The sequence below is a fragment of the Alteriqipengyuania triglochinis genome, assembly GCF_054655655.1.
On the sequence record NZ_BAAHNC010000001.1, the window covers coordinates 775,833 to 801,357 of the forward strand.

Here is a 25,525-nt window from a genome sequence, read left to right on the forward strand (position 1 = left end):
TTTACAGTCAAGAACTCTTGTCAGTCAATAGCTCTTTACCGCACGCTCATTCATAGCACCATTCGAGCAGGTCGATCGCCGCAAGCGTCTCTTCCACTGGAGTGTAATTGCGCGCGATGGCCTGGCCAGCCTTTCGGAAATCACCACGCAGATAGGGTTTGAGCTGTCCCTCGATCGCGCTTGGATCATGATCGTTGAGCGCAGCCGCCAGAGCGGCCGCGGTGACAAGTGCCTGTTCGGAGAGGTAGCCGGAAGCGGACGAATGCCAGCCCGACCATACGCCATCGGTGAACTGTTCGAAATGCCGCGCCGAGTTCGCGAGAAAGACGCCGAATCCTAGGTAAGCGGCGCAGCAATCGGTCGCATGCTCCGATAAGTCGCGGCCACCGGGCGGATCGCCCTTCCCCTCCAGCAGATAGTGGGCAAGTTCGTGCGCAAAGGTCGCGACGAGCGCGTCGGGCGTGCGCAGCAAACCGGCGTGATAGCGGATAACGAATTTCCCGCACTCGTGCGAAAACATGCCCAGTGGAGCGCCGCCTACACGCACTTCGCGAAAATCGGCCATGTCCTGTTCGTCGATCCGTTCGAGCTGGCACGGCCAGTCCGCCATATCACACCGCGCGCGCACTACCTCGAACAACTCCGAAGCGGTTTTGGCCGCGAGCAATTGCGGATCGTCCGGCAGCACGAGCGGGACCCAGCGGTCCGCGTCCTCCAGCACCTCGCGCAACCACGCAAAGCACGCGAGAAGCCACTCGAATTCGTCGCGAGAAACCGGTGGCTTGGTCTTGAATAGCGCCATTATAGTGGCTTCAGGCCGTGCCGTTGAGGAACTTGTAGACCGGGCGGAAGCCCAGAGGCCCGCGCCGGACGCGGGCCTCTGCGGCAGCCAGTGCCTTGGGGTAGATCGTGTTGAACAGGTGGTGGAAGGTCGCGTCCCAGCTGTATTCGCGCTCGACCAGCGCGCGTGCCGCGCGTCCCATCGATTCGACCTCGCCCGGCCAGATGTCCAGCACTGCCTGCGCCATCGCATCAGTGTCTTCGACGGGCACGAGAACCCCGTTGTCCGGCGACACGCGGCTCGGCATGGCACCGCTGTCGACGCCGATCACTGGCAACCCGCAGGCCTGCGCCTCGATCACCGAGATGCCGAAGGTCTCGCTCGCCATCGCGGACACGTAGATGTCCGATGACGCGAGCGCGCGCGCCAGTTCCTCGCGATCGTTCATGAAGCCGGGGAAGACGACGTTCATGCCCCGCGCAGCCTCGCTCAATTCGCCGGTCAGCGCGCCGTCGCCCATCATCACGAGGCCCGCATCGAGCTCGCGCGGGAGCTTGCGGAACATCTCGATCAGCTGGTCCGCGCCCTTTTCGTAGTCGATTCGCCCGGCGTAGATCAGCAGGGGGCCTGTGGTGTGGCCCAGCCCGATCTCCTTGCGGAAGGCAGGGTCCGCCTTCGCCGGGCTGAAGATATCGGTGTGCACGCCCAGTTTCAGCTGGTCGACATGCTTCACCTTCATACGGTCGAGTGTGGGCTTGCTCACGTCGCTCAGCGAATAGACCCAGTCGAACTCACGATAGGTAATCTCGCCGTAGCAGCAGCTTTGCCAACGCCAGAAGCGGCCCAGCTGGTGGCCAAACAGCTTGCTCGCCACGCGATAGACCTGCGCTTCGGGAAAATCAGTGTGGTAGCCCGCCACCAGCGCGGTTTCGGGATGGCGGCGGCGATGGTTGATGGCAGTCCAAGGCAGGATCCACGGGCACATCGATTCGATGAGGTCGGGCCGGTAGCGCTCCAGCACCTCGCGCACGGGGCCGGTCTTGGTAATGAAGCGGTAATTGGGGCTGTTCTCGACCCCGCCTGCCTCGATCTCGCACCAGATCAGGCGACCGTCCTCGACCACCTTGGTCTCGGGCCCTGGCACGATCTGGAGCAGGCGATGCCCCGTATGCTCGGCGACATAGCTGCGTTTTTCCCTGAGATACGTGCTGATCCCCCCGCCACCGCGCGGGGAATAGCTTTGCGTCAGGTCGCAAAGCAGCAGCTGATCGGAAATGGTGGCCATCTTATGTCGCTCGAAATTTCGCGGGAATGCGCGCGGAATGTGCGCGCAGATGGTCCCTGCCTGTCACATAGTCCATGCATCTTCCCCTCGCCCGGCCCCTAACAGCCCGGCGCTGTTGCGGGAAGGCCACGCGATCGCCGGTCCCGCCAGCGATCAGTAATCGCGGCTCGCCTCGATCGCCACGCTGTTGCGCCCGATGGTCGACACGGTCGCGAGCAGCGAGAGCCAGTTGGTGATGCGGAATTCGGCATCGGTGGCGCTGTAGCCCTGCCCGTCGGTGATCAGTTCGACGTAGAAACGCCGCCCGATGTTCTTGCCCAGTGCGATCGACGTGCCGCGGTCCAAAACCGGATCGGCGGAGACGATGCGCAGCCGGTCGAGCCCGATGGCACTGCGCAGCTGATTGATCGGATCGAGCCCACCCCCGCCGCGCAACGAGGCGACTGCGGCACCCAGCTGCAGCGCATCGGTTGCCGAGAGGCTGGTGATCGAGCCGCCGAACAGGAGCCGCGCGAGAATTTCCTCATCGGGCAGTGCGGGGACCGAGCTGAAGGCGATTTCGGGCTGCATCGCATTGCCAGTGATGTTCACCGTCACAGCGATGCCGTTGCTGTCGGTTTCCGCCTCGATATCGAGCCGCGGGTCGATCGCCTCGTTCTCGTCGAATTCGATACGCCCACGCGTCACTTCGAAGCGGGCACCTGCGAAGCTGTAGATCCCGCGCACGAGATTGGCTTCGCCTCCGATCCGCATTTCATCGGTCGTGCCGCGTACGCGCACATCCGCGCTCCATTCGCTGTCGAGGCCCATCCCGTCTACATCCACGCGGCTGGGAGCGCGCGCATCGATCAGGAAGCGCCACGGCGCTCCCGGTGCTTTCGCCTGATAGCGATCGCGCGGCAGGTTGACCTCACGCGTCGGGATTGTCGGGATTTCGGCGGTGTTTTCGGCTGAAGTACCGAGGCGCCAGCTCGCACGCTCGACCTGCAGGCGCCCGGCGATCGTTCCGCCCGATCCGTTCGACACGATCCGCAGCGGTCCGGTGACGGACGCTTTCAGTCCGCGCGCATCGACCAGCTGGGCGTTGCGCGCGCCGGCACGGATATCGATCTCCGGCCCGCGTCCGGCACCAAGGTTGGCCAGATCTACCACACCGCTGCCGTTGATCTCGCCGCCATTGGGCGCCTTGCCGCGGAAGCTTTTGATCCTGAGCCGGGAGCCGGCGAAGTCTCCGCGAACGCTCGCATCGCGGATATCCGTGCCCGAAATTGAACTCTGCACGCGCAGGTCGTCGCTCGACAGCGATCCGCGCACGCGCGGATCGGAGAGGGTGCCGCGCACGTCCGCCGCGATGGCCACCGGGCCGGAGAAATCCAGCAGGTCGATGGCCGCAAGCCGCCACAGCGATTGCGCGGGGCCGCGATATCTCAGCTGCGCGAACAGGTCGCCGCGCTGCAGCCGCTCAATGAGCGAGCCGTCGCGCGGGAGTTCCGAAATCAGCGCCTGGATGCGGCCACCCTGAGTGCCATTATCGTTGAGAACCGCGCGCATCTGCAGACGGTCTGCATCTAGATGCGCGACCAGCGACAGATCGACCGGTCGCGAGGCCAAGATGACGCCCGAACGGGTAAAGCTGTCTACCTTGATCCGGGCCTCGCCGGTCGGCAGGCCACCATCGGTGCCGGCATAGGTGATCGTACCGGAAAGGCTACCGCCCAGCCCTGCATCGCCCACGGCGATATCGGCCAGCGATAGGGGAATATCGCGCACATTCAGGTCCAGACGGGTCTGCCCGCCACCCAGCTGCCCCTCTGCGATCAGGAAACCGTCGCCATAGCTGATCTGGGAGCGCTGGAGACTCCAGCCGCCGCCTTCGACATTGGTAAGGACCGCCCGGCGCGGCATGGAAAGCTCACGCCCGGCAAGATTGCCGCGCGCCGCAATCGATATCCGTTCGCGCGCAATATCGGCGGCGAGCTGCAGCGCGAAGCCTCTGCCGCGACGCCCGGCAACTGCGGCGTTCACCTTGCCCTGCCCGTTCACGAGCTGCGCATCGGCGTTCATCCGGCCGATGAAGACCGTGCCATAACGAAGGCCCTGCGCCTGCGCTTCTCCCTGAATGGTGGTGTCGCCATCGGCGATCAGGCCGCTCACATCGATATCGGCGGTCGCGATTTCGAGCGCGGTGGTGCCACCGAAGGTCGCATCGCGCGCGGCAAGAGCGACATCGAACGCCTGCCCGCCGCCGCGCGGAGAGAGAGAGATCGTCCCGTCGAGCCCGCCACCGGCCAACGCCAGCTCACCGGTCGCGCCACCGTCGCCGAGCGTAATGTCGCCGGTAACTTCGGTTTGGTATACGGTCAGGCGTTCGACAGCGAGCCGCGTAGGCCCGCCAGCGGGTGAGAACAGACCGAGGGTGCCATCGAACTCGCCGAGCACCGATTGCCCTTCGGTCTCGATCCGGAAGCCTTCTTTGATCGGGCTCAGCGCGACGCGCACATCGCGCAGGCCGACTGCGGGAAGCGGCTCGGCGAAGACGAGCACGGCTTCAGGCCCTGCATCGGTAAGCGCGGCCTCGACCGTGAACGGGCCATAGTCGGCCTGCCGCCCCCGGCCCGCCACGCGCGTGGTGCCCGGTGCAACCCGGCCGTCAATCACAAGGTTGAGCTTGCGCGAATCCACCCGCACCCGGCGGAAATCGATCGGCGCGTTCTGCGCAAGCGAGACGCCTCCGGAAAAGTCGATCAGCGGCCCGGCAAGGTTGGCCAGCGTATCATTGGTGACGCGCGGAACCTGCCCGCGCACATCGGCGGCGAGGCGCCAGGCACCATCGTAGACGAAGTCGATCGTGCCCCCGGCATTGACCCGGCCCACCTGCTCGAACTGCAGGCCGTTGACGGCCACCGGCCCGCGCACCTGCCAGCGATTGTTCGCGAAATTACCGCGCAGCGAGAGCTGCGCGCTCGCGTCGGGGAAATTGATCCTGATCGCTTCGGACACGAGCTCGCGCCCGGTGAACACCAGCCTGCCATTCGCGGTCCCGCCGATCAGACGCGGATCGGCCATGGCATTCCCGGTCGCAATACGCCCGACGTTCGCGTCCACCGGGATGACCCAGCGGCTGCCGTCGTAGGTCGCGGTCCCTTCCTGCACGATGTCGGTAATGGTGGTCGTTCCGGCCTCGAAGCGATCGGCGACGAGCCGGAAGGGAATCGAGAGATCGCCGAACTCGCCCTCGATCGTCCCGCTCGCCCGTGCTCCTTCGAAACGCAGGCTCTCGCCGAACAGCGTAGGGTCGCGCACATCGGCGACGAATTCGACTCCGTTTACCCGGTTGTCGGCGAGATCGGCAGCCCCTTCGGCCACCAGACCGAGGCCCTGCCCCAGCACTTCAAGCCGCCCCTCGAGAACGCGATCGACCAGCGTGCCCGATGCCTCTACCTGCGTATCGGCCCCCAGCGCGCGCTGCGGAATGCCGGTGAGGAAGGGGGTGGTATTGGCCGTACCCCTGATGGCGTAGGTGCCGTCTTCGACAGACAGCCGGAAACGGGCGAGCGATTCGCCATTACGATTGACGAGCAGGTCGCCAGCCCACTCTTTCCACGTGCCGTCACCATCGATGCGCGCGACGTAATCGCCTTCGAGACCGGCAAGAGCGGTCAGTACGCCGCCATCGGGCGCATCGATCCGAACGTCGGCATCGAACACATCGCCGTCCGGCTCTGCGGTCAGGTCGACCACCAGCCGGTCGCCCTCGCCGAAGCGGCCGTTGGCCTTTACGATCGCACGCCCATTGCTGATATCGGCGCTGCCCAGCAGGTTCACCTGCCGTCGCTCGTCCCCCGCAAGCCCTGGCGCGATCGTCCAGTCGACAAGTTCCAGCCGTCCGATCTCGATGTCGAAACCCGGCAGGGTCGGCGAGTCCGGATCGCCCGGATTGAGCTCGGGCAGACGCTTCAGCTCGCCCCGGCGCGCTTCGAGCGACTGGATGTCGAGCCCGCTGGCGAACCATGCGAAGGGATTCCAGTCGAGGTCGATCTCGGGCACGGTCAGGAAAACGCCCTGCGGATCGGCCAGGGAAAGATCGTGCAGCGTCATCTCGTCATAGATGCTGCCATCGATCCGCCCGATCGAGATGCGCAGGCCCGATTGCGGTTCGATCTTCGAAACCTGATCGACGATCCAGCGCTTGCCCACCGGCGTATCGAGCCCGAACAGGAGCCCGGCCACGACCAGCGCGAGAAAGACGAGAATTCCGCCCGCCCACTTCACGATTGTGCGTCCTGCGCGCTTGCGCGGCGCGGCCTCGTTCGGGGCGGCGGGGGTGTCTTCGCGGGTGTCCTCTTGCGACATCAGAACGCCTGACCAAGCGATACGTAAACCGCGACGAAGCTGTCGTCCGGACGCGGAGTGAGGGGGAAGGCAACATCGAGCCGCAGCGGGCCGAAGCCTGTGATGTAGCGCACGCCCACGCCCGCCCCTATGCGGATATCGTCGAAGTCGGGATATTGTTCAGTACCGACCGACCCTGCATCGACGAAGGGAACGACCTGCACCGCGCCGTCGAACAGCGGGGTGGGAATGCGCGCCTCGGCCGAAAGTTCGATCAGCGAGCGCCCGCCGATGGGATCGCCGGAGTCATCGCGCGGGCCGATCTCGCGATAGCCGTAGCCGCGCACCGATCCGCCGCCGCCGGCGAAGAAGCGCCTTGAGGGCGCGATAAAGCCGAGCCGCGCCCCGGCGATCGAGCCGAGCCTCACGCGTCCGGCCAGGATCGGCCCGTTATCGCCGATCTGGTTATAATACGAAGCATCCGCCTGATTGCGGACGTAGAAGCTTTCCGTCCCCTCGGTATGCGAGACCTCGGGCGAGACGCGAAGCGAGACGCGGAAGCCTTCGGTCGGGTTGAGCAGATCGTCGCTTGTGTCGATCTGCGCATAACCCGGCAGGGCCGCGACGAAATAGGCCTGCCGGCCCGGCGGGTCGGGGTCCGTCTCGTCGCTATTGTCGAGATCGTAGGCCAGCCGCTCGTCCGAGGCGATCAGTTCGAGGCCGAAGGACCAGCTGAAGGGCTTCTGGAACAGGAGCGTCGAAAGCTGCTCGTAGGTGGCGATGAAGCCCGCGGTATCAGCAGCGAAGGCCCTGTTGTCGAGCGAGCTGGCATAGGCGTCGAGCGTCAGGATACGGTCGCGCGCACCGAAATTGCTCTTGCGGAAGGTGACGCCGAACAGCTGTTCCTGCGTGCCGGCAATGCCCCGCACCCGCAGCGCCCCCTCGGGCGGGAAGAGATTGCGGTGTTCCCAGCTCGCCGAGAGCCGGATGCCTTCTTCCGTGCCATAGCCGATCGCGCCCGCGATGGTACGCAGCTCGGCTTCGGTGAGGCCGACATTCATGTTCACCACGCCGGGTTCGCCGTTCGCGGGCGCCTCGGTCTCGACCGGAGTGATGGTGACCGACGAAACAAGCCCGGTGGCGATGATTGCACGGCGCAGGTCCAGTTCCAGCTCACGCTGGTAGAGTTCGCCCGGCTCGAACCGCGCGATCGTTTCCAGATGCTTGCTGGAGAGGAAATCGGGCTTGTCCGAGATCACGTTGCCGAACACGTACTGCCCGTTGTGCCGCACGGGCATCGTCAGATCGCCCTCTGTCCGGGCGTGGTCGATCAGCAGTTCGGGCCCATCGATCTCGGCGAAGGGGAAGCCGTTATTGCCCAGTGCAATATCGAGATCGGCCCGCTCGCGCGTGATGGCGTAACTGTCGACCGGATCGCCGGGATAGAGCTCGAAGGCACGGCGCAGCTCCTGTCCGTCAGGCGCCTGCTCCAGATCGCCGAGGTCGATGGCGCCGAACCGGAAACGTTCGCCCGGAAGGATGTTGAAACGCACCTGCGGACGCTCGTCCGAACCATCGATAAGATTCGGGCCGACTTCGCGGATGATCTCGCCATCATAATAGCCATAGGCGCGGAGCAGCTGGGCAAGGATTTCCTGGTCTTCGCGCGCGCGCGCGCCCAGCTGGCCGACATTGCTTTCGGTGTCGCCATAGGCCTCGATCGAAGACAGCTGCTGGAACTGTTCGACGAAGGCATCCTGCTGCGGGAAGGCTCCTTCCTCCGAGGGGAACGCCAGCGCCAGCTGTTCGGTCAGGTCGACGACCACGGGATCGATCAAGAGCGGCCCCGATTCGAGCGGATTGGCCTCCGCAAAATCGGCCGTGCCATCGTCCGCGACCTGTTCCACCTCGGCCAGATCAAGCGGGTCGGGCCAGTCGATCGTCAGACCGGGCAGTTCGGCCAGAGGGCTTTCCGGGCCCAGATCGATGGTTTCGTTCGCGAAGGGATCGGGTCCGTCGATCGGCGATGGCTCTTCGGGCGGCACGCCGTTGGCGGCCCAGCCTTCCGGATTGTCCACCGCCTCGTCGGGGATGAGCGCTTCGAGTTCGGGAACGGTATCGCGATCCTGAGCATGGGCCAAGCCCGACTGGCCGGCCATTACGATGGCGATCGCGGAGAGGCACGCGCCGCGCGCGAGCTTAGCGGGTGACTGCGAGAGCCTTGTCGCCGCTGCCCGCGAGGGCTGAGGACTTTTCACTCCGAACGGCAGCACGAATAAGGACATCCTGTTCTTCGGTCCCCAACCTGCGCCAACCGCGCGGTCCAAGCCGTTCGAGCGGGCGGTAGCGGATCTTGTACTGCATCTGCGCCGATCCATCGACCCAGTAGCCGAGGTATACGTAAGGCAGGCCTTCGTCCGCAGCGCGGCGGATGTGATCGAGAATGATGAAATTGCCAAGCCCAGAACGCGTCCCATGATCCGGGTCGTAGAAGCTGTAGATCATCGACAGCCCATCGCCCTGTCGGTCGGTAAGGCAGGCACCAACCAGTCGTCCCGACGAGCCATCGCACGTCGGCTCCCTATATTCAACGATATAGCTCGACACGGGTGTATGCTCAACCATGTCGGCGTAGTCGACATCATCCATCCGGCTCATACCGCCTTCCGGATGGCGCTTCGCGAGGTAACTGCGCAGCAGCTCGAATTGTTCCGACGTCGCCCACGGGCGACATTCGGAGACCACGAGGTCGCCGTTCCGCTTGAGGATGCGCTTCTGAGAGCTGGACGGGGCGAACTCGCCCGCGACGACGCGAACAGACACACAAGCCTGACAATCGGCGCAGCTGGGCCGGTAGGCAACCGTCTGGCTACGCCGGAAGCCGATCCGGCCGAGCGCCTCGTTCAGATGGTCCGCATGCGGCCCCTTCAGTTCCGTGAACACCTTCCGCTCCGTCTTCCCTGCAAGATAGGGGCACGGCGCGGGGCTCGTAACGAAGAAGCGAGGGAAGCGAACCGGGGCAGTCACGGCGAGAGTGGCGCTCCTGTCGAGGGCGTAGAAATGAATCGTTCGGTCAATGCCTGGCGACCGATATGCCCGAGAGGCCACCTGCGTAAAAGGGGCTTAACCACGAACTTGCATTCATCGGGGCTTGTTTTGCACATGTGCACCCCGGCGGGACGCCTACTCCAGCTCGATCGCATGCACGTTGTAGCCTTTGCTGCGCATGTCGGCGATCAGCGCATCGACCTGGCTTTTGTTGCGCGCTTCGCACTCGATGTCGGTGATCAGGCCCTTGGCCGGCAGCTTGGTGAAGATGCGCTGGTGGTACACCTCGATGATGTTCACCCCGTGCCGTTCGAACAGGCTGGCGAGCTTGTGGAGCGAGCCCGGCTGATCCTTCAGCGCAATCCGCAACCGCGCAAGACGCCCCTCGCGCGCCAGATCGCGCAGCAGCACCGTCGCCAGCAGCCGGGAGTCGATATTGCCGCCGCACAGCGGCAGGCCGATCGTCTTTCCGGCGAACTTTTCCTTGTTGGCGAGAACCGCAGCAAGACCGGCCGCACCGGCGCCCTCCACCACCGTCTTTTCGATCTGCAGCAGCAGCGCGACTGAGCGTTCCAGATCGGGTTCGTCCACCAGGAGGATCTCGTCGACCAGCTCCTTCACGATCGCGCGGGTGAAGGTGCCCGGCTCCTTGACCGCGATCCCTTCGGCCAGCGTGTCGCCACCACAGGGCAGATCATTGCCAGACACGGCCAGATGCATCGAGGGGAAGAGCGCCGCCTCGACCCCGACGACCGTGATATCGGGCACCAGCGCCTTGGCAGCTGTCGACATGCCGCTGATAAGGCCCCCGCCGCCGATCGGCACGACCAGGCAGTCGAGGTCCGGCTTGTCCTCCAGCATTTCCAGCGCGACCGTGCCTGCGCCCGCGGCGACATTCGGATCGTCGAACGGATGCACGAAGGTCAGCCCACGCTCTTTCTCCAGCTCGCGGGCGTGGGCGTAGGCCTCGTCGAAGGTATCGCCGTGCAGCACGACCTGGCCGCCGACCGCTTCGGTCTGCATTACTTTGACCGCCGGCGTGGTGCTGGGCATCACGATCGTCACCGGCACGTCGAGCCGCGTGCCGTGATAGGACAGCCCCTGGCTGTGATTGCCCGCCGATGCCGCGATCACGCCGCGCGCCCGCTGCTCCTGCGACAACAGCAGCAAGGCGTTGAGCGCGCCACGCTCCTTGTAGGCGGCGGTGAACTGAAGGTTCTCGAATTTGAGCCAGATGTCCGCCCCGGCAATCTGCGACAGCGTCTGCGAGTGGAGCATCGGGGTCCGTACCACCGCGTCGCGAATGCGATCATGCGCGGCTCGCACATCGTCGAGGGTCAGCATGGAAAGCGGATTTGAGGCTGCATGAGTCATGGCGGTGACGCCTATCGCCGGTTTGGACGCCCCGCAATGGAGCTTTGACCGTCGGGCAGGACACACGCCCCCCCCCGGATCGCCCCGACCGGACCGATCGTGCCCATTGGCAGGTCCTTGCGTTGGCGTTACGCCGCACCAAAACATCCTCCGGGCAAGAAGTTGAACCGATTCATGAAGCTGAACGCAATCAAGGGTGCCCTGCTATGCGCGGCAGCCCTCGCCGCGACCCATGCGCCCGCACAGGCGGATGTGCTGATCGACAATGTCGATGGCTACCGGATCGACGAGGACGGCGATCTCGACCGGTTCACCGGCTTGTGGCTGGAAAACGACGGCACCATCATCGAGGTGCTCGACAAGCGCGACAAGCGGCCGGAGAGGACCGACTTCCTGGCCGACATGGATGGCAAGATCATCGTGCCGGGCATGATCGATGCGCACGTCCACGTGATGGGCATCGGTTTCGGCGCGCTCACGCTGGACCTGTCGCAGACAGAATCCCTCGAAGAAGCGCTCGCGCTGATCGAAGAGTTCGCGCGCGAGAACCCCGGGCGGCCGTGGATCCTTGGCCGGGGCTGGAACCAGGAGAAATGGGGTCTGGGCCGTTTCCCGACGGCCGAGGAGCTCGACCGTGCGGTCGGCAATCGCCCGGTCGCGCTCGAACGGGTGGACGGCCACGCGACCTGGGCCAACACGCTGGCGATCGAAACCGCCGAGGTCACGGCCGATACCGAGGACCCGCGCGGCGGGCGGATAGAGCGCGATGCGTCCGGCGCGCCTGGGGGCGTGTTCGTCGACGCGGCCGCCGATCTCATCGCCAAGGTGGTGCCCGAGCCGCGCGCAGTCGACCGCGATGCGGCGCTGCAGGAGGCGCAGGAAATCCTTTTGTCGCAGGGAATCACCGCCGCAGCGGACATGGGCACAACCCTGGACGACTGGCAGACCTACCGGCGCGCAGGCGATACCGGCCGGCTGCGCATGCGGATCATGGCCTATGCCGCCGGGATAGAGGCGATGGAGGTGATCGGCGGAACGGGCCCCACGCCCTGGCTTTACGACGATCGACTGCGGCTGAACGGGGTGAAGCTCTATCTCGATGGGGCCCTGGGATCGCGCGGGGCCTGGCTCAAGGCCCCCTATGCCGACGATCCGGACAATAGCGGCCTGCCCCTGCTCAGCGATGCGCAGTTGCGCAACATGATGAGCCGGGCAGCGATGGACAATTACCAGGTGGCGATCCACGCGATCGGCGATGCCGCCAATTCCGAAGCGCTCTCCGCGATCGAGGAATTGTCGGAGAGCTATCGTGGCGACCGCCGCTGGCGGATCGAGCATGCGCAGATCGTGTCGCCGGAGGATATCGATCGGTTCGGCGAATACGGGATCATTGCGTCGGTGCAGCCCGTCCACCAGACATCCGACCGGCTGATGGCGCAGGCCCGCCTCGGCGCCGATCGCCTGGCCGGGGCCTATGCCTGGGCGAGCCTGCAAGACGCTGGCGCACGGCTTGCCCTTGGCTCCGACGCGCCGGTCGAATCCCCCGCCCCCTTCGTCGGCCTGGCGGTCGCGATGAGCCGCGTCGATGCAGACGGCATGCCGCCCGGCGGCTGGCTGCCCGAGGAACGCCTCTCGCGCATGGAAGCATGGCGCGGCTTTACCAGCGATGCAGCCTTCGCTGGCTTTGCCGAAGGTCGCTTCGGGCGGCTGATCAAAGGTGAGCGCGCCGATTTTCTGGTCATCGACCGGGACATTACCCGGGCCAGCCCCCAGTCGATCCGCGAGACTCAGGTTCTCGAAACCTGGGTCGGCGGTACGCAGGTCTACCGGCGCCGATAGAATCCTGCCGCGCCCCTGATTATTACGTAGGCCGGTTTGCGTAATCAAATTTTCACAAGCGGCGCATAGGAGCACGCGTGAATGAAGGAGCGCGACGACCTGCCCTCCTGCTTTTCGAGAAACGGCACCTCGTGCCCGACAATGCACCGGGGCCGAGGATCGCATGGAGAGACGAGAAATGCGCAAGATTGCAATCGTGGCCACAGCGATGGGCCTGCTCGCCGCACCGGTCGCCGCCCAGAGCGCGGCGCGCGATGTCGCACCGGTCGAGGGAGAGAGCGAATTGGCTGGCGGCGGGGCATTTCTGGGTGCAGTGACGGTTGCGGCCCTGATCGCCGGGATTATCATCGCGACCGATGACGACGACATCGACCTTTCGGTCAGCGCCTGAGAAGATCGCCCAGGCAACGTTGCCCAAAGGCCACAAAAGCCGTTCGATTGGCGCTTTCGTTGAAATTAGGCACTTTTCAGGTTGCAAATCGCTTTCAAGAAAACCAATAAGCCGCTCAACGTATTGAGCATGCTAATTATCCTGCAAGGAGGACCTACCCTATGAAGATTCGTAATCTGGCCGCTGCCGCCGCCGCTCTGTCGCTCGTCGCGGCTCCGGCCGTCGCCGAAGTGAGCTTCGATCGCACCTCGGCTCCCGTAGAAGGCGAAAGCGAAATCGGCGGCGCACCGGTCCTCGGCGCACTCGCTGTTGCGGCGATCATCGCTGGCGTACTCGTCGCGACCGACGTGATCGGTGATGACGATGATGGCGTTAGCGCCTAAGTCTAAAGCGACTTTACCTTAAGAAAAGGGCCCCTTCCGGGGCCCTTTTTTTGTGCAAGCCGTTCATCCTGGACCAACGCCACAAGTACCGCGCCGGATTCAACACGAAATTTTCGGCATTGGCATGGGCAAGAACGAGCGATTGACTGGCGCTTTCGCTTGGCGACTACACCGGTCGAATGAATATGCCCCGTCACACTTTCTGACCTCGCGAACCAATTTTATTAAAATTGGTTAATGTTCTTTGTCATTTGCATCTCTGCGAAAAGTGCTGCACGATAGCGACCGAATCACGAACTAATTTCGTTATTCTGGAGGAGAATATTATGAAGTTTCGGAATGTTGTAGCTTCTGCTGCTGCCCTTTCGTTCGTTGCGGCCCCGGCCGTCGCAGAAGTGAGTTCCGACCGCGCTTCGGCGCCGATGGAGCAGGAAAGCGAACTCGGCGGCGGCGCCCTGATCGGTGCGCTGGCAGTTGCTGCGGTCATCGCTGGCATCGTCATCATTGCCGACGATGACGACGACGGCGCCAGCGCCTAAGTCCACAGCGGCTTTCAATGAGAAAAGGGCTTCCGCTTCGGGAGCCCTTTTTTTGCGGCCTGCAGCGCGCGCACCAAGCTACGCAATCTGCCCTCGCAGCAAGCGACTAGGCTCCGTCGGGTGCCTCGCCATCCCCGGCCTGAGCGCGCTTCTCCTTCCGCTCGAGGATAAGCATCAGCAGCAGCGACCCTTCGAACAGGAAATAGAGCGGAGCGGCAAGGATCAGCTGCGAGCCAGGATCCGGTGGCGTCACGACTGCTGCAACCGCCACTACGCCGACAATCACGTAACGGCGCACTTTCGAAAGCGACTGGCGCGAGACGATCCCGGCACGTTCGAGCAGCAAAAGCAGCACAGGCAACAAGAAGCTGATCCCGAAGGCGAGGATGAACTGCATCACCAGGCTGAGGTAATCGCCCGCGCTGGGAAGAGCTTCGATCGGCAGACCGCCCGCCTCCCCCTGGAAACCCAGGAAGAAGCGGAACGCGGTGGGCATCACCACGAAATAGGCAAGGCACGCGCCGAGCGTGAAGAGCACCGGCGTGGCAATGAGGAACGGGAGGAAGGCCTTCTTCTCGCGGGCATAGAGCCCGGGCGCGACGAATGCCCATAACTGGTTGGCGATAAACGGAAAGCTGACGCAGAAGGCCGCAAACAGCGCAACCTTCATCTCCACGAAGAAGACCTCGTAAAGCTTGGTATAGACCAGCCGCCCCTCCCCTTCGGGGAACGCTTCCGCCAGCGGGCGGGCCAGAAATGCGAGAATCTGATCGGCGAAGTAGAAGCAGATGCCGAATGCGATCGCGAGCACGAAGACGGAGCGCAGCAACCGTCCGCGCAACTCCACGAGGTGCTCCATCAGCGGAGCCTGGGTCTCGTCAATGTCGCGAAGCAGGCTCACGGTCGCTCGTCACCGCGCTTGTGCGTATCTTCATTGCCCAGCGGCAGGCGCGGTTCTGCGGCGCCTTCCCTCTCATCGTCCTGCGGGGCCGTCCGCGCTTCGGCCGAAGCCGAAGCGGGCGTTACGCCCGGCACAGGGTCGTCGGCATCGGGATCGTGCGCGGTATCCGTAGGCGGAGCGGGCGGCAGCGGCGTCATCTCGTCTGCCGGATGATCCCGCATGATCTGCGCGTTGCGCTCCTGCCACTTCTTTTCCATGTCCTCCAGCTCGGCCTCGCGCACCATGGCATCGATGCCGGCGCGAAAATGGCCGGACACGCGCCGCACCTGGCCGATCCAGCGGCCTGCGGTCCGCATCGCCAGCGGCATGTCCTTGGGCCCGATGACGAGGATCGCAACGATCGCGATCACCAGGATTTCGGCGGCACCAATGTCGAACATGGGCTCAGCAGGCCCCTTTCAGATCAGGACGTGCGGTCGCCGGTCTCGGCCGTCTTGCTTTCGCTCACGGTTTCGCCGGCGGGCTTGGCGTCGTGCGCCGGGCCTTCGATGCGGGGGGCAGGCTCGTCCGCCTTCTTCCCGTCCTCTTCGTTCAGGCCCTTCTTGAAGCTGTTAATTCCCTTGCCGAAATCGCCCATCATCTCGGAGACACGTCCGCGCCCGAAGAAAACGAGCACGACGAGCGCCAGGATGAGAATTTGCCAGATACCGATTTGTCCGAACATGATTGCCTCTGCGTGACCTTGCGCGAACCTATAGGGATTGCCGGAGGTAACTTCCAGTCACGACAGCCAACGAACCGTCGCAATCAATCCTCTTCCGGATCTCCCTCTTCGGGGGATGGGCCGGCCATCTCCGCCTCGAACGCCTCTTCGACCGGATCGAGCATGCCGGTGGCCCGCAATTCGTCGATACCCGGCAGATCGCGGCGCGATTCGAGCCCGAAATGGCGCAGAAATTCGGGCGTCGTCGCATAAATGACCGGGCGGCCGGGCACTTCACGACGCCCCGCAGGCTTCACCCAGCCTGCCTCCATCAGGACGTCGAGCGTCCCGCCCGAGGTCTGAACCCCGCGGATCGATTCGATTTCGGCACGGCTGACCGGCTCGTGATAGGCGATGATGGCGAGCACTTCGGTCGCAGCACGGCTCAGCTTGCGGAGCGATTCGCGTTCCTTGCGCAACAGGTGCGCACAATCAGGTGCGGTCTGGAAATGCCAGCGTTTGCCCCGCTCCACCAAGTGGATGCCGCGCGGAGCATAGAATTCCGCCAGACGCGCCAGCGCCGCACGCAGCTCTGTCTTGTCCGCGTCGCCGAGGTGGGTCGCGAGCTGGTCGACCGTGAGCGGCTCTTCGGCGGCGAAAAGCGCCGCCTCCAGCGCACGGTCGAGGCTTTCCGGCTCCGCGCTCACGCGGCAACGCTTCCGCGCACACGGCGAAGCCGCAAGGGGCCGAAGATATCGTCCTGCGCCAGCTCCGCGCGGCCCGTGCGCGCGAGCTCCAGCGCGGCGACGAAGCTGCTCGCCATGGCGGACCTGCGCAGGCGCGGATCGGAGCCGGGCGGCAGGAAATCTGCCAGTTCCATCCAGTCGAGCGTCACACCCAGCATCGAGGAGACACGGTCGAGCGCGCTTTCCAGCGTCATGACCTTCCGGTCGCGCACGGTATGCAGCGCAGGCGCATTGCGCGCCTTCACCTGCCCGTAGGCGCGCACGAGATCGTACCAGTCCACCTGCCAGCTGATCGTGCGATCGGTGCGCAGCCCCTCGGGCGCGCCGCGGAGGAAGACATCGCGCCCAACCCGGTCGCGCCCCATCAGGCGTCCCGCCGCCTCCCGCATCGCGCCGAGGCGCTGGAGGCGCAGTTGCAGCCGCAGCGCCAGTTCCTCGGGACTCGGGTCTTCCTGTTCGTCTCGGGGCAGCAGCAGCGCCGATTTGAGAAAAGCGAGCCACGCAGCCATCACGAGATAGTCGGCGGCGACCTCGAGCTTGAGCTGTTCTGCGCCGTCGAGAAAGCCGAGGTACTGATCGACCAGCGCGAGGATCGAAATCTCGCGCAGGTCCACCTTCTGCTTGCGTGCCAGTTCGAGCAGCAGGTCGAGCGGGCCCTCCCAGCCATCGAGCGCGAGATAGAGCGCGTCGTTCTCGCCACCCGACGGCGCGGCGACACCACGCCATTCTTCATCGTCGGCTGCGCCCATCCCCGAGCCGGGAATGGTCCCGCCCTCGGCATCGTCGCTCATGTCGCGAGCCCTGCGGCGGACAGCAGTGCGTCGCGCATCCCTGCCAGCGCGTCGATATCCGCGCGCTCGGCGGGGGCGTCGACGCTGGTCAGGGCCCGTTCGAGCCGCTCGGCGCCTTTGTCAGTAATGGTGCCGCACGCCTCGGCAATGCCGACCATATCATCCATTTTGGCCCAGCAGTTGAGCACGATGTCGCAGCCTGCCTCGAGCGCGCGGACCGCACGCTCGGAAATGGTCCTGTCGAGCGCCTGCATATCGATATCGTCGGTCAGCAGCAGACCATCGAAGCCGATCCGCTGGCGAATGATGTTCTCGACCACCCAGGGCGACTGGGTGGCAGGCCGATCCGCATCCCATTGAGTGAACACGATATGCGCGGTCATGCCGATGGCAGCGCGCGGGGCCAGCGTTGCGAAAGGCGCGATATCCGTCGCGAGCTCCGCATCCGGCGCATCGACCACCGGCAGGTGTTTGTGGCTGTCCGCCGTCGCACGCCCGTGGCCGGGCATATGCTTGAGGCAGCCGACCACGCCGCCCGCCGCCATTCCTTCGAGGATCGCACGGCCCAGCGCGGCGACCTGCATCGGATCGGAACCCAGCGCCCGGTCGCCGATCACATCGTCGGTTTCGGGCCGGGAGACGTCGAAGGGGGCATGAAAATCGACGCTGATTCCCGCCGCCGCGAGTTCGGCGGCCATCGCCTCGCTGTTCAATCGCAAAGCCTCGATGGCGGACGCCGGCGCGATGTCGTAAAGTTGGGCGAAGCGCGCGGGCGCAGGCCATTTGCGCCATTCGGGCGGGCCTAGCCGTGCCACCCGGCCCCCTTCCTGATCGATCGAGACCAGCAGCCGGTCGCGCCCGTGGATTGCGCGCAGGCTATCGGTAAGCTTGCGCAGCTGTTCGGGATTTTCGCAGTTGCGCTTGAACAGAATATAGCCCGCGGGGTCGGCCTCGCGGAAAAATGCTTGCTCGTCGGCGGTCAGTACGGGGCCGGAACAGCCGAAAATTGCTGGCGTCATGATGGGACGAAATCTTGCAGCAAAGCGGCACGCCCGCAAGCTGGCGAGGCCCCGCGACGGTGGAAAGCCGGGCAGGCCGCAGCCGCCGGGCGCGGGCGATCACTGCTTGATCTGGCTCGCTACGCCGTCGTCCTCCAGCGCGCTGCGCAGGCGCCGCGCCGCGGCCATGTTCCCCGGCAGCGCCTGGAGACGGTAGACCGTGCCAATATCGGCCTCGCCCTTCACGATCCGGTACTGAACACCCGAAAGCGCATCGGTCTGCCGCTGGAGCTGTCGCCAGCCCGCTTCGGCCGTCGCCTTGTCGCGGTAAGCGCCGACCTGCACCGCAATGCGGTTGTCGCGGGCAGCGGGCGTGCTGGGTTCGGGTTCGGACTTATCGGTGGAGTCCTGCTTCGCCTGGTCCTCGGCAACGGGTTCGGGCGTGGCCGTGCGTTCGGCCAGCCGGCCTTCGCGCGTTTCGCCTTCTCCCACAGCCGGGGCCATGTCGCCGGTGCCTTCGAAGGTCTTGCCGCCGGGATCCTCGGGCCGTTCCTTGTAGGGACCCTCTGGCGCTTCGATCACGCTGCCATCGGCCTGAGGCGCGCCCGGATCATTTCGGCTGACAACATACCAGATGCTGCCAACCAGCAGTGCGAACGCAACCAGGCCGAGCACCACGAAGCCGGTCACCCGCCACGCATCGACGCTTTCAATCTCTTCGTAGTCGGACGATTCAAGCCACGGAAGCGCATCGTCGTCACTCACCAGGCCGAGATCGTTCTCATCGTCGAGAACGGGGTCTTCCTCGTCTATGTCGGCGAAAGCCTCGGGATCCCGGGCAGGCTCTCTTTTCACGCCGTCCCCGTCATTTTCGACGGTACCTGCGATTTCAGCGTCATGGGCGAAAGTGCCGCCTTCGTCAGAGCCACTCTCGAGCGTCATGGCAGGCTTTTTCTCCGGGGCACCGGCGCGATCGGCCGGGTGCGTATCATCGGGCGTGCGGGCGCCGGTTTCGGCTTCGGGGTTGCCCGAAGGCTCGACAGGGGACGCGTTTCCCTCAAGATGGCGGTCATCCAGATCCCGATCGCGATCGTCCCCGTCGATCATGCTCACATCTCCTCGACAGCCTCCACCCCGAGGAGACCCAGACCATTGCGGATAACCTGACCTATTTGCGCGACCAGATAAAGCCTTGCCCCGCTGAGGCTTCGGTCCTGTGTCAGTATGACCCTTTTCGCAGGATCATCATTACCGGCGTTCCAATAGGCATGAAATGCCGCCGCGAGATCGTAGAGATAGAAGGCGATGCGGTGCGGTTCGCGCGCCTGTGCCGCCGCTTCGACGATGCGCGGATACTGCGCCGCCAGCTTGACTAGCGCAATGTCGTCTTCGGTCAGGCTGTCCAGCGCTTCGCCAGACGGCGACAGGTCTTCGTCGGCGGCCTTGCGCATGGTCGAGCGGATCCGGGCGTGCGCGTACTGGACGTAGAAGACCGGATTGTCCTTGCTCGCCTCGACCACCTTGGCGAAGTCGAAATCCATCTGCGCTTCGGGCTTGCGGGTCAGCATGGTGAACCGAACGACGTCCTTGCCGACTTCATCGACGACATCGGCCAGCGTCACGAAGTTGCCGGAGCGCTTGGACATCTTCACCGGCTCGCCATCGCGCATCAGCTGGACCATCTGGACCAGCTTCACATCGAACGGCACCGGCGTGCCCTTCCCCTGGCTGAGCGCGGCAACGGCGGCCTTGATCCGCTTGACCGTGCCCGCGTGATCCGCACCCCAGATATCGATCAGCGCATCGGCGTTCTCCGCCTTCTGCATGTGATAGGCGAGATCGGCGCCGAAATAGGTCCACTTGCCGTCCGACTTGCGGATCGGGCGATCCTGATCGTCTCCGAACTGGGTAGAGCGGAACAGCGGCAGTTCGACCGGCTCCCAGTCGTCAGGCGTCTTGCCCTTGGGCTTTTCAAGCTCGCCGTCATAGACCAGCCCCTGCTCGCGCAGCCATTGCTCGGCCTCGGCAGGCTTGCCTGCGGCCTGCAGTTCGGCCTCGGACGCGAAGACATCATGCGCGATGCCCAGCTTGGCGAGGTCGGCACGGATCAGATCCATCATCGCAGCGACGGCGCGTGGACGGAACAGAGGCAGCCATTCGCTTTCCGGTGCGGCGGCATACTTGTCCCCGAATTCCTCGGCCAGCGCCTTGCCGACCGGGACCAGGTAATCGCCCGGGTAGAGGCCTTCGGGGATTTCGCCGACCTCCTCGCCCAGTGCCTCGCGATAGCGAACATGCGCCGACCGGGCGAGCACGTCGACCTGCCCGCCGGCGTCGTTGACGTAATATTCGCGGGTGACCGCATGGCCCGTCGCATCGAGCAGGCTGGCGAGCGCATCGCCGACCACCGCGCCGCGGCAATGCCCCATGTGCATCGGCCCGGTCGGATTGGCGGAAACATATTCCACGTTGACGCGCGTGCCCTCGCCCATTGCCGAGCGGCCATAGGCGTCACCAAGCGTGGCGATCGCGCCCACCTCGTCGATCCATGCGCGGTCTGCAATCCGTAGATTGATGAACCCCGGCCCCGCGATGTCCGCGCTCTCGATGTCGGGTTCACGCTTCAGGTGCTCGACGATCTGCTCGGCCAGCGCGCGTGGATTGGTCTTGGCGGGCTTGGCCAGCACCATTGCGGCATTGGTGGCGATGTCGCCATGCGATGGATCGCGCGGCGGTTCGACCGTGACATTGGTACGGCTGACGTCGGAAGGCAGCACGCCCTCCATCTCGAGTGCGGCGAGCACGGCGTCGATCCGCTCTGCATAGGCGGCGTATATGGTGTTCGGTTTGGACATGAGCGCCCGCTTAGCCGGTTTGGCGCGCCCTGCAAGGTGGAGCGGTTCGCTCCCCCTGCCTCATGCGATCAGCGCGTGGCGTTGTACGCCAGCTGCGCTTCGGACAGCTGGAAGCCGACCAGCAGTTCGAAGCTGGCCGCCTGCACCGCTGCGCGCACTTCCGGATCGGCCAGCGGATCGAGCGCGGCATCGACGTCTCCCGGCTTGCGATCGCGCGTGATCTTGTCTCGCACCTCTGCGGGAAGGGTCGCATCGGCGCGGTTGATGAAGGCGCCCGCCTGGCCGCGGCCCACAGCCCGGTCCTGACCGTCGGCGAAGGTGACGCTCACCGTGCCGACCCGCTTGGTGACGACCGAACTGCCACCGCGCAGGACGACCGAGAAATAGGGCAGCTCGACCGTCCGCGCGCCGTTGGTGTCGCTACGGCTGGCGTAAACGTCGAAAGTGGCGTTGGCATAGATGCGCTCGCCCGCTTCGTCGCAGGTGGTGCGCAGGTTGGTCATGCTCGCCTCGATATCGAGGTCGCTCGCAAGACGGCTGTCCGGCGTGCGGAAAGTGGTGATATCGCCGGTGTAATCGGGAATGCCGACTGCCGGGCACAGGCTACGAACGGAGTTCACCCCGACGCCCTGGTTCAGCACGAGATCGCCTTCCTTCGCACACCCTGCGAGGGCGAGCGCGATAAGGGTCGGGGCGATGATGCGGGCGGCAGGATGCATTGTCTTCACGGTTCCCTGATCGGTCTTGTATTCAAACTGGTCCCGGCCACCTAGCGGCGCGCGAGCATAATGGCTAGATAGGGCGGTATGAACGCCGCCTTTCCCGCCGAGCTGCCGAGCACCGACGTCCCGTCGGACCGCCCGGGCCTGACCATCCTCATCGCCGCGCCGCGCGGGTTCTGCGCTGGCGTGGACCGCGCGATCGAGATCGTCGAGCGCGCGCTCGAGAAATATGGGGCGCCGGTCTACGTCCGGCACGAAATCGTGCACAACCGCTATGTCGTCGACGGATTGCGCGCCAAGGGCGCGATCTTCGTCGAGGAACTGGACGAAGTGCCCGACGATGCACCGGTCGTCTTCAGCGCCCATGGCGTGCCCAAGGAAGTCCCCGCCGAGGCCGAGCGGCGCAAGCTCCTCTACGTCGATGCGACCTGCCCGCTGGTGAGCAAGGTTCACCGCCAGGCCGAGCGGCAGTTGGAAAAGGATCGGCACATCATCTTCATCGGGCATGAAGGCCATCCGGAAGTGATCGGCACGATGGGCCAGGTGCCGGACGGCAACATGACGCTGGTCGAAACGGAGGAAGATGTCGCGAGGCTCCCCTTCACCGAAGAGGACGAGCTCTCCTTCCTCACCCAGACCACCCTGTCGGTCGACGATACGCATGGCATCGTGCAGGCCTTGCGGGCGCGGTTCCCGCAGATCGTCGGACCCAAGGCGGAAGACATCTGCTACGCCACGTCCAACCGGCAGGCGGCGGTCAAGCAGCTCGCCCCCGCCAGCGACCTGGTGCTGGTGATCGGCGCGCCCAATTCCTCCAACTCGCTGCGGCTGGTCGAAGTGGCGCAACGGTGCGGCACAACTGCCAGGCTGATCCAGCGCGCAAGCGAAATCCAGCCCGAATGGCTCGAAGGAGTGGGAACGGTCGGCCTCACCGCTGGTGCCTCCGCCCCGGAAACGCTGGTACGCGAAGTGGTCGCCAGGCTGAGCGAGTGGCGCGAGGTTGAAGAACGCCCGGTGCTCTTCACCGAAGAGAAGATGACCTTCAAGCTGCCCCGCCAGCTGACCGACTGACGCAGCGACAAGGGCTCTCCCTGTGGCCGTCTACACCCACCTCACCTCGACCGAAATCGCGCGCCTGCTCGACCGCTACGACGTCGGCGCACTGCGCACGGCGAAAGGTATTGCCGAAGGCGTCTCGAACAGCAACTGGCTGATCGAAACCGATCACGCCGGCGAGGCGCGCCGGTTCATCCTGACGGTGTTCGAAGCGCGGACCGAAGAGAAGGACCTGCCCTTCTTTCTCGGGCTGCTCGATCATCTGGCCGCGCAGGCCCAGCCGGTGCCGCGCACGATCCACACGCGCGACGACGAGCGGATGATCGTGGTCCGGGGCAAGCCCGCCGCGCTGATCGAGTTCCTGCCCGGCGTGTCGATCGACGAACCCGATGCGGCCGAGGCGCACGCGGTCGGCGTTGCGCTGGCGCAGCTGCATCTGGCGGCACGGGATTTCCAGCAGCAACGCGCATCCTCGCTATCGATTCCGACCTGCGTCGGCATGCTGCGCGAAGAAGCGCCGCGGTTCGACCGGATCGATCCCGCCCTCGCGAAGATCCTGCCCGATTGCGGGGCCGGCGTGCAGGCTGCATGGCCCGATGCGCTACCCGAGGGCACGATCCATGCAGACCTGTTTCCCGACAATGTCCTGCTCGTCGACGGCCGGGTGACCGGCCTGATCGATTTCTACTTCGCCTGCTCAGGCATGTTCGCGTTCGATCTGGCGGTGACCCATGCGGCGTGGACCTTCACCATGGCCGATAACCGCTTCCGGCGCGATATCGCCACCAGCCTGATAGAAGGGTACGAAAGCCGCCGTGCGCTGTCCGATGAAGAGCGGGCCGCGCTGCCGATCCTTGCGCAGGGCGCATGCCTGCGGTTCATCGCGACGCGGGCGGTCGACTGGTTCGCGACGCCCGAAGATGGCCTCGTGCGCCGCAAGGATCCGATGCAATTCGCACAAAGGCTTGCATTCTACCGCGACCAGGGCGAAGCCGCGTTCCATTCATGAGTGACGTACAGATTTTTACCGACGGGGCCTGCAAGGGCAACCCCGGACCGGGCGGCTGGGGTGTGCTGCTGCGCAAGGGAGCGACCGAGAGGGAGCTTTCGGGCGGGCAGGCGGATACCACCAACAACCGCATGGAGATGACCGCCGCGATCGAAGGGCTTTCCGCCCTCAAGCGCGCGTGCGCGGTCGACCTCTATACCGACAGCAAGTACCTGATCGACGGGATCACCAAGTGGCTGCCCGGCTGGCAGAAGCGCGGCTGGAAAACCGCGAGCAAGCAGCCGGTCAAGAACGAGGACCTGTGGCGCCAGCTGGCCGACCTCAATGCCCGCCACCAGGTGACGTGGCACTGGGTCAAAGGCCATTCGGGCCATGCGGAGAACGAGCGGGTCGACCGGCTCGCCAGCGACGCCGCCGCCGCGCTTCGCTAGCTGTTGTCGACCACCTCGGCGGCGGGGCCGTTGGTCTTGATCGAATCGATCGCGTTCTGCGCGCTCGCCTTGCTCGAATACCCTTCGGTCGAGAACATGATCTCCGAATTGTACTTGAACCGAACGCGAAATTCTTCGGCCTTGTCGCGATAAATCTCGAAACTATGGGCCATTCTGGCGTCTCCTGTGGGTTGATGTCGGACAGCGCAGGCTAACAAATCGGCCCGCGTGCCTCTACCCGAAGCGGTCCGGAGAGAAGCGCGAGGCGTCGAGCGCATGGGTCATCTCGTCGCGCGGCCCGTCGAGAAAGAGCTGCGCCCCGAGCCGCGCGGCGGCGGGCGCGGTCTGGATCCCGAAGCCGCCCTGCCCGGCGAACCAGAAGAAGCCCGGCACGCGCGCGTCCCAACCGATCACCGGCTTGCGATCGGGCGCGAAGCTTCTGAGCCCCGCCCACGTGCGCTCCACCCTTTCGATCCGCGCATCGAGCGCCTGTTCGAAACGCTCCAGCCCCTGCGCCACCGCCAACTCTTCCGGCGCGACGTCGGCCGGCGGCATCGGCGTCTCGTCATGCGGGCTGAACCATAGCGAGCCTGCGCCCTCCGGCTTGAAATAGAACTGACCCGAAATATCGATCGTCAGTGGCCCGCCGCGCGGCAGCGGCGGCTCGATCCGCAGCTGCAGCATGGTACGCTGGAGCGGCTGAATGCCGAGCGGGCGCACCCCCGCAAGCTGCGCCACACCGTCCGCCCATGCCCCGGCCGCATCGACAATCGTCCGCGCGCGCCATTCGCGGCCATCCGCAGCACGCAGCAGCCAGCCGCCCCCGGCCCGTTGCAGCGTCTGAATTCGAGCACGGGTATCGAGCTCCACACCCGCCTTCTTTGCAGCCTTGAGGTAGTGCTGGTGCAGTCCGGCGACATCGATATCGGCGCAATGCGGCTGCCAGATCGCCTCGTGCCAATCCTTCTGCAACAGGGGGACCCGCTCCCCGGCGGCTCCGGCGGGCAGACGCTCGATCCGCGCATCCGTATCGGCAAAGCGCGCCTCGAACGCATCGAGCTTCGCCTCGTCCTGGGCGCGCCCGATATAGAGCGCACCGCGCTGCGTCAGGAAGCCGCCGTTGCGCAAATAGGCTTCCGACGCGCGGCTGAGGGGGACGAGCTCCGGCCCGCCGTAGCATTCCTCCCAGAACGCCGCCGAGCGCCCCGTGGTATGATAGCCCGGCATGTCCTCGGCCTCGAGCAGCAGGGTGCGCCGCAAACCACCGATCTCTGCGGCAATGCTCGCGCCCGCCATTCCGGCCCCGATAATGGCAATATCATAGTCGCCCATAGGGGCCAT

At 65.1% G+C, this 25,525-nt stretch carries 24 protein-coding genes; 7 read left to right on the top strand and 17 right to left on the bottom strand.

Annotation, left to right across the window (positions count from 1 at the left end; genetic code table 11):
- Positions 1–46 precede the first annotated feature (46 nt).
- The 6 genes from ACYQ0L_RS03940 to ACYQ0L_RS03965 all read right to left on the bottom strand — a co-directional run bounded on the left by ACYQ0L_RS03940 (position 47) and on the right by ACYQ0L_RS03965 (position 10,820).
- Positions 47–802, bottom strand: coding sequence for a hypothetical protein (locus ACYQ0L_RS03940; RefSeq protein WP_459787616.1), 756 nt, complete (start codon positions 800–802; stop codon positions 47–49).
- A 10-nt stretch (positions 803–812) separates the two neighbouring features.
- Complete coding sequence (locus ACYQ0L_RS03945; protein ID WP_459787617.1) at positions 813–2,066, bottom strand: glycosyltransferase; 1,254 nt, start codon at positions 2,064–2,066, stop codon at positions 813–815.
- Positions 2,067–2,219: 153 nt separating this feature from the next.
- Complete coding sequence (locus tag ACYQ0L_RS03950; protein ID WP_459787618.1) at positions 2,220–6,419, bottom strand: translocation/assembly module TamB domain-containing protein; 4,200 nt, start codon at positions 6,417–6,419, stop codon at positions 2,220–2,222.
- Positions 6,419–8,557 carry an autotransporter assembly complex protein TamA gene (locus tag ACYQ0L_RS03955; RefSeq protein ID WP_459787619.1) on the bottom strand — a complete coding sequence of 713 codons (2,139 nt, stop codon included), beginning with the start codon at positions 8,555–8,557 and terminating at the stop codon, positions 6,419–6,421. Before ACYQ0L_RS03955 ends, ACYQ0L_RS03950 begins: the two co-directional genes overlap by 1 nt.
- A 40-nt stretch (positions 8,558–8,597) precedes the next feature.
- Complete coding sequence (locus ACYQ0L_RS03960) at positions 8,598–9,425, bottom strand: arginyltransferase (protein ID WP_459787620.1); 828 nt, start codon at positions 9,423–9,425, stop codon at positions 8,598–8,600.
- 156 nt (positions 9,426–9,581) lie between these two features.
- A complete protein-coding gene (locus ACYQ0L_RS03965) occupies positions 9,582–10,820 on the bottom strand; it encodes a threonine ammonia-lyase (protein WP_459787621.1) in 1,239 nt (412 codons plus the stop codon).
- A 174-nt stretch (positions 10,821–10,994) separates the two neighbouring features.
- Here ACYQ0L_RS03965 and ACYQ0L_RS03970 point away from each other — a divergent pair, with 174 nt between their 5' ends.
- From ACYQ0L_RS03970 to ACYQ0L_RS03985, 4 genes are all read left to right on the top strand, one after another.
- The gene (locus ACYQ0L_RS03970) at positions 10,995–12,659 is read left to right on the top strand and encodes an amidohydrolase (protein WP_459787622.1); all 1,665 of its coding nucleotides are present in this window, start codon (positions 10,995–10,997) and stop codon (positions 12,657–12,659) included.
- Between the two features lie 178 nt (positions 12,660–12,837).
- The gene (locus tag ACYQ0L_RS03975; protein WP_459787623.1) at positions 12,838–13,050 is read left to right on the top strand and encodes a hypothetical protein; all 213 of its coding nucleotides are present in this window, start codon (positions 12,838–12,840) and stop codon (positions 13,048–13,050) included.
- A 161-nt stretch (positions 13,051–13,211) separates the two neighbouring features.
- Positions 13,212–13,433 (top strand): hypothetical protein, encoded by a 222-nt coding sequence (locus ACYQ0L_RS03980; RefSeq protein ID WP_459787624.1) that lies wholly within the window; start codon positions 13,212–13,214, stop codon positions 13,431–13,433.
- A 326-nt stretch (positions 13,434–13,759) separates the two neighbouring features.
- Positions 13,760–13,972 (top strand): hypothetical protein, encoded by a 213-nt coding sequence (locus ACYQ0L_RS03985; protein ID WP_459787625.1) that lies wholly within the window; start codon positions 13,760–13,762, stop codon positions 13,970–13,972.
- 106 nt (positions 13,973–14,078) lie between these two features.
- Here the strand turns inward: ACYQ0L_RS03985 and tatC are convergent, their stop codons facing one another.
- The 9 genes from tatC to ACYQ0L_RS04030 all read right to left on the bottom strand — a co-directional run bounded on the left by tatC (position 14,079) and on the right by ACYQ0L_RS04030 (position 21,685).
- Positions 14,079–14,831 carry a twin-arginine translocase subunit TatC gene (gene tatC / locus ACYQ0L_RS03990; RefSeq protein WP_459788034.1) on the bottom strand — a complete coding sequence of 251 codons (753 nt, stop codon included), beginning with the start codon at positions 14,829–14,831 and terminating at the stop codon, positions 14,079–14,081.
- Between the two features lie 38 nt (positions 14,832–14,869).
- Positions 14,870–15,313 (bottom strand): Sec-independent protein translocase protein TatB, encoded by a 444-nt coding sequence (gene tatB, locus ACYQ0L_RS03995; protein ID WP_459787626.1) that lies wholly within the window; start codon positions 15,311–15,313, stop codon positions 14,870–14,872.
- Positions 15,314–15,336: 23 nt separating this feature from the next.
- On the bottom strand, positions 15,337–15,597 hold the full coding sequence (tatA, locus tag ACYQ0L_RS04000) for a twin-arginine translocase TatA/TatE family subunit (protein WP_459787627.1): 261 nt from the start codon (positions 15,595–15,597) through the stop codon (positions 15,337–15,339).
- A gap of 83 nt (positions 15,598–15,680) precedes the next feature.
- Positions 15,681–16,283, bottom strand: a complete 603-nt coding sequence (scpB, locus tag ACYQ0L_RS04005; protein WP_459787628.1) for an SMC-Scp complex subunit ScpB — start codon at positions 16,281–16,283, stop codon at positions 15,681–15,683.
- Positions 16,280–17,113, bottom strand: coding sequence for a segregation and condensation protein A (locus ACYQ0L_RS04010; RefSeq protein ID WP_459787629.1), 834 nt, complete (start codon positions 17,111–17,113; stop codon positions 16,280–16,282). The genes scpB and ACYQ0L_RS04010 overlap by 4 nt, the downstream gene beginning before the upstream one ends.
- Positions 17,110–18,132 carry a beta-N-acetylhexosaminidase gene (gene nagZ, locus ACYQ0L_RS04015; RefSeq protein ID WP_459787630.1) on the bottom strand — a complete coding sequence of 341 codons (1,023 nt, stop codon included), beginning with the start codon at positions 18,130–18,132 and terminating at the stop codon, positions 17,110–17,112. The genes ACYQ0L_RS04010 and nagZ overlap by 4 nt, the downstream gene beginning before the upstream one ends.
- Positions 18,133–18,231: 99 nt before the next feature.
- Positions 18,232–19,218 (bottom strand): SPOR domain-containing protein, encoded by a 987-nt coding sequence (locus tag ACYQ0L_RS04020; protein ID WP_459787631.1) that lies wholly within the window; start codon positions 19,216–19,218, stop codon positions 18,232–18,234.
- Between the two features lie 2 nt (positions 19,219–19,220).
- The gene (gene argS / locus ACYQ0L_RS04025) at positions 19,221–20,966 is read right to left on the bottom strand and encodes an arginine--tRNA ligase (protein ID WP_459787632.1); all 1,746 of its coding nucleotides are present in this window, start codon (positions 20,964–20,966) and stop codon (positions 19,221–19,223) included.
- A gap of 68 nt (positions 20,967–21,034) precedes the next feature.
- Positions 21,035–21,685, bottom strand: a complete 651-nt coding sequence (locus tag ACYQ0L_RS04030; protein ID WP_459787633.1) for a hypothetical protein — start codon at positions 21,683–21,685, stop codon at positions 21,035–21,037.
- An 87-nt stretch (positions 21,686–21,772) separates the two neighbouring features.
- Between ACYQ0L_RS04030 and ispH the strand changes: the two genes are divergently transcribed.
- From ispH to rnhA, 3 genes are read left to right on the top strand one after another with little or no spacing between them, the layout of a single operon-like run.
- Positions 21,773–22,759, top strand: a complete 987-nt coding sequence (ispH, locus tag ACYQ0L_RS04035) for a 4-hydroxy-3-methylbut-2-enyl diphosphate reductase (protein ID WP_459787634.1) — start codon at positions 21,773–21,775, stop codon at positions 22,757–22,759.
- A 22-nt stretch (positions 22,760–22,781) separates the two neighbouring features.
- Complete coding sequence (gene thrB / locus ACYQ0L_RS04040) at positions 22,782–23,753, top strand: homoserine kinase (protein WP_459787635.1); 972 nt, start codon at positions 22,782–22,784, stop codon at positions 23,751–23,753.
- Positions 23,750–24,184, top strand: a complete 435-nt coding sequence (rnhA, locus tag ACYQ0L_RS04045; protein WP_459787636.1) for a ribonuclease HI — start codon at positions 23,750–23,752, stop codon at positions 24,182–24,184. The genes thrB and rnhA overlap by 4 nt, the downstream gene beginning before the upstream one ends.
- Here rnhA and ACYQ0L_RS04050 read toward each other — a convergent pair.
- Both ACYQ0L_RS04050 and ACYQ0L_RS04055 read right to left on the bottom strand, forming a co-directional pair.
- On the bottom strand, positions 24,181–24,357 hold the full coding sequence (locus tag ACYQ0L_RS04050) for a YegP family protein (RefSeq protein WP_459787637.1): 177 nt from the start codon (positions 24,355–24,357) through the stop codon (positions 24,181–24,183). The genes rnhA and ACYQ0L_RS04050 overlap by 4 nt on opposite strands.
- A 61-nt stretch (positions 24,358–24,418) precedes the next feature.
- On the bottom strand, positions 24,419–25,516 hold the full coding sequence (locus tag ACYQ0L_RS04055) for an NAD(P)/FAD-dependent oxidoreductase (protein ID WP_459788036.1): 1,098 nt from the start codon (positions 25,514–25,516) through the stop codon (positions 24,419–24,421).
- Positions 25,517–25,525: the final 9 nt, after the last annotated feature.

Coding starts and splice junctions, on each gene's coding strand:
- ACYQ0L_RS03940 (WP_459787616.1), bottom strand. CDS start 802: ATGGCGCTATTCAAGACCAAGCCACCGGTTTCTCGCGACGAATTCGAG.
- ACYQ0L_RS03945 (WP_459787617.1), bottom strand. CDS start 2,066: ATGGCCACCATTTCCGATCAGCTGCTGCTTTGCGACCTGACGCAAAGC.
- ACYQ0L_RS03950 (WP_459787618.1), bottom strand. CDS start 6,419: ATGTCGCAAGAGGACACCCGCGAAGACACCCCCGCCGCCCCGAACGAG.
- ACYQ0L_RS03955 (WP_459787619.1), bottom strand. CDS start 8,557: ATGGCCGGCCAGTCGGGCTTGGCCCATGCTCAGGATCGCGATACCGTT.
- ACYQ0L_RS03965 (WP_459787621.1), bottom strand. CDS start 10,820: ATGACTCATGCAGCCTCAAATCCGCTTTCCATGCTGACCCTCGACGAT.
- ACYQ0L_RS03970 (WP_459787622.1), top strand. CDS start 10,995: ATGAAGCTGAACGCAATCAAGGGTGCCCTGCTATGCGCGGCAGCCCTC.
- ACYQ0L_RS03975 (WP_459787623.1), top strand. CDS start 12,838: ATGCGCAAGATTGCAATCGTGGCCACAGCGATGGGCCTGCTCGCCGCA.
- ACYQ0L_RS03980 (WP_459787624.1), top strand. CDS start 13,212: ATGAAGATTCGTAATCTGGCCGCTGCCGCCGCCGCTCTGTCGCTCGTC.
- ACYQ0L_RS03985 (WP_459787625.1), top strand. CDS start 13,760: ATGAAGTTTCGGAATGTTGTAGCTTCTGCTGCTGCCCTTTCGTTCGTT.
- tatC (WP_459788034.1), bottom strand. CDS start 14,831: ATGGAGCACCTCGTGGAGTTGCGCGGACGGTTGCTGCGCTCCGTCTTC.
- tatB (WP_459787626.1), bottom strand. CDS start 15,313: ATGTTCGACATTGGTGCCGCCGAAATCCTGGTGATCGCGATCGTTGCG.
- tatA (WP_459787627.1), bottom strand. CDS start 15,597: ATGTTCGGACAAATCGGTATCTGGCAAATTCTCATCCTGGCGCTCGTC.
- ACYQ0L_RS04010 (WP_459787629.1), bottom strand. CDS start 17,113: ATGAGCGACGATGCCGAGGGCGGGACCATTCCCGGCTCGGGGATGGGC.
- nagZ (WP_459787630.1), bottom strand. CDS start 18,132: ATGACGCCAGCAATTTTCGGCTGTTCCGGCCCCGTACTGACCGCCGAC.
- ACYQ0L_RS04020 (WP_459787631.1), bottom strand. CDS start 19,218: ATGATCGACGGGGACGATCGCGATCGGGATCTGGATGACCGCCATCTT.
- argS (WP_459787632.1), bottom strand. CDS start 20,966: ATGTCCAAACCGAACACCATATACGCCGCCTATGCAGAGCGGATCGAC.
- ACYQ0L_RS04030 (WP_459787633.1), bottom strand. CDS start 21,685: ATGCATCCTGCCGCCCGCATCATCGCCCCGACCCTTATCGCGCTCGCC.
- ispH (WP_459787634.1), top strand. CDS start 21,773: ATGAACGCCGCCTTTCCCGCCGAGCTGCCGAGCACCGACGTCCCGTCG.
- rnhA (WP_459787636.1), top strand. CDS start 23,750: ATGAGTGACGTACAGATTTTTACCGACGGGGCCTGCAAGGGCAACCCC.
- ACYQ0L_RS04050 (WP_459787637.1), bottom strand. CDS start 24,357: ATGGCCCATAGTTTCGAGATTTATCGCGACAAGGCCGAAGAATTTCGC.
- ACYQ0L_RS04055 (WP_459788036.1), bottom strand. CDS start 25,516: ATGGGCGACTATGATATTGCCATTATCGGGGCCGGAATGGCGGGCGCG.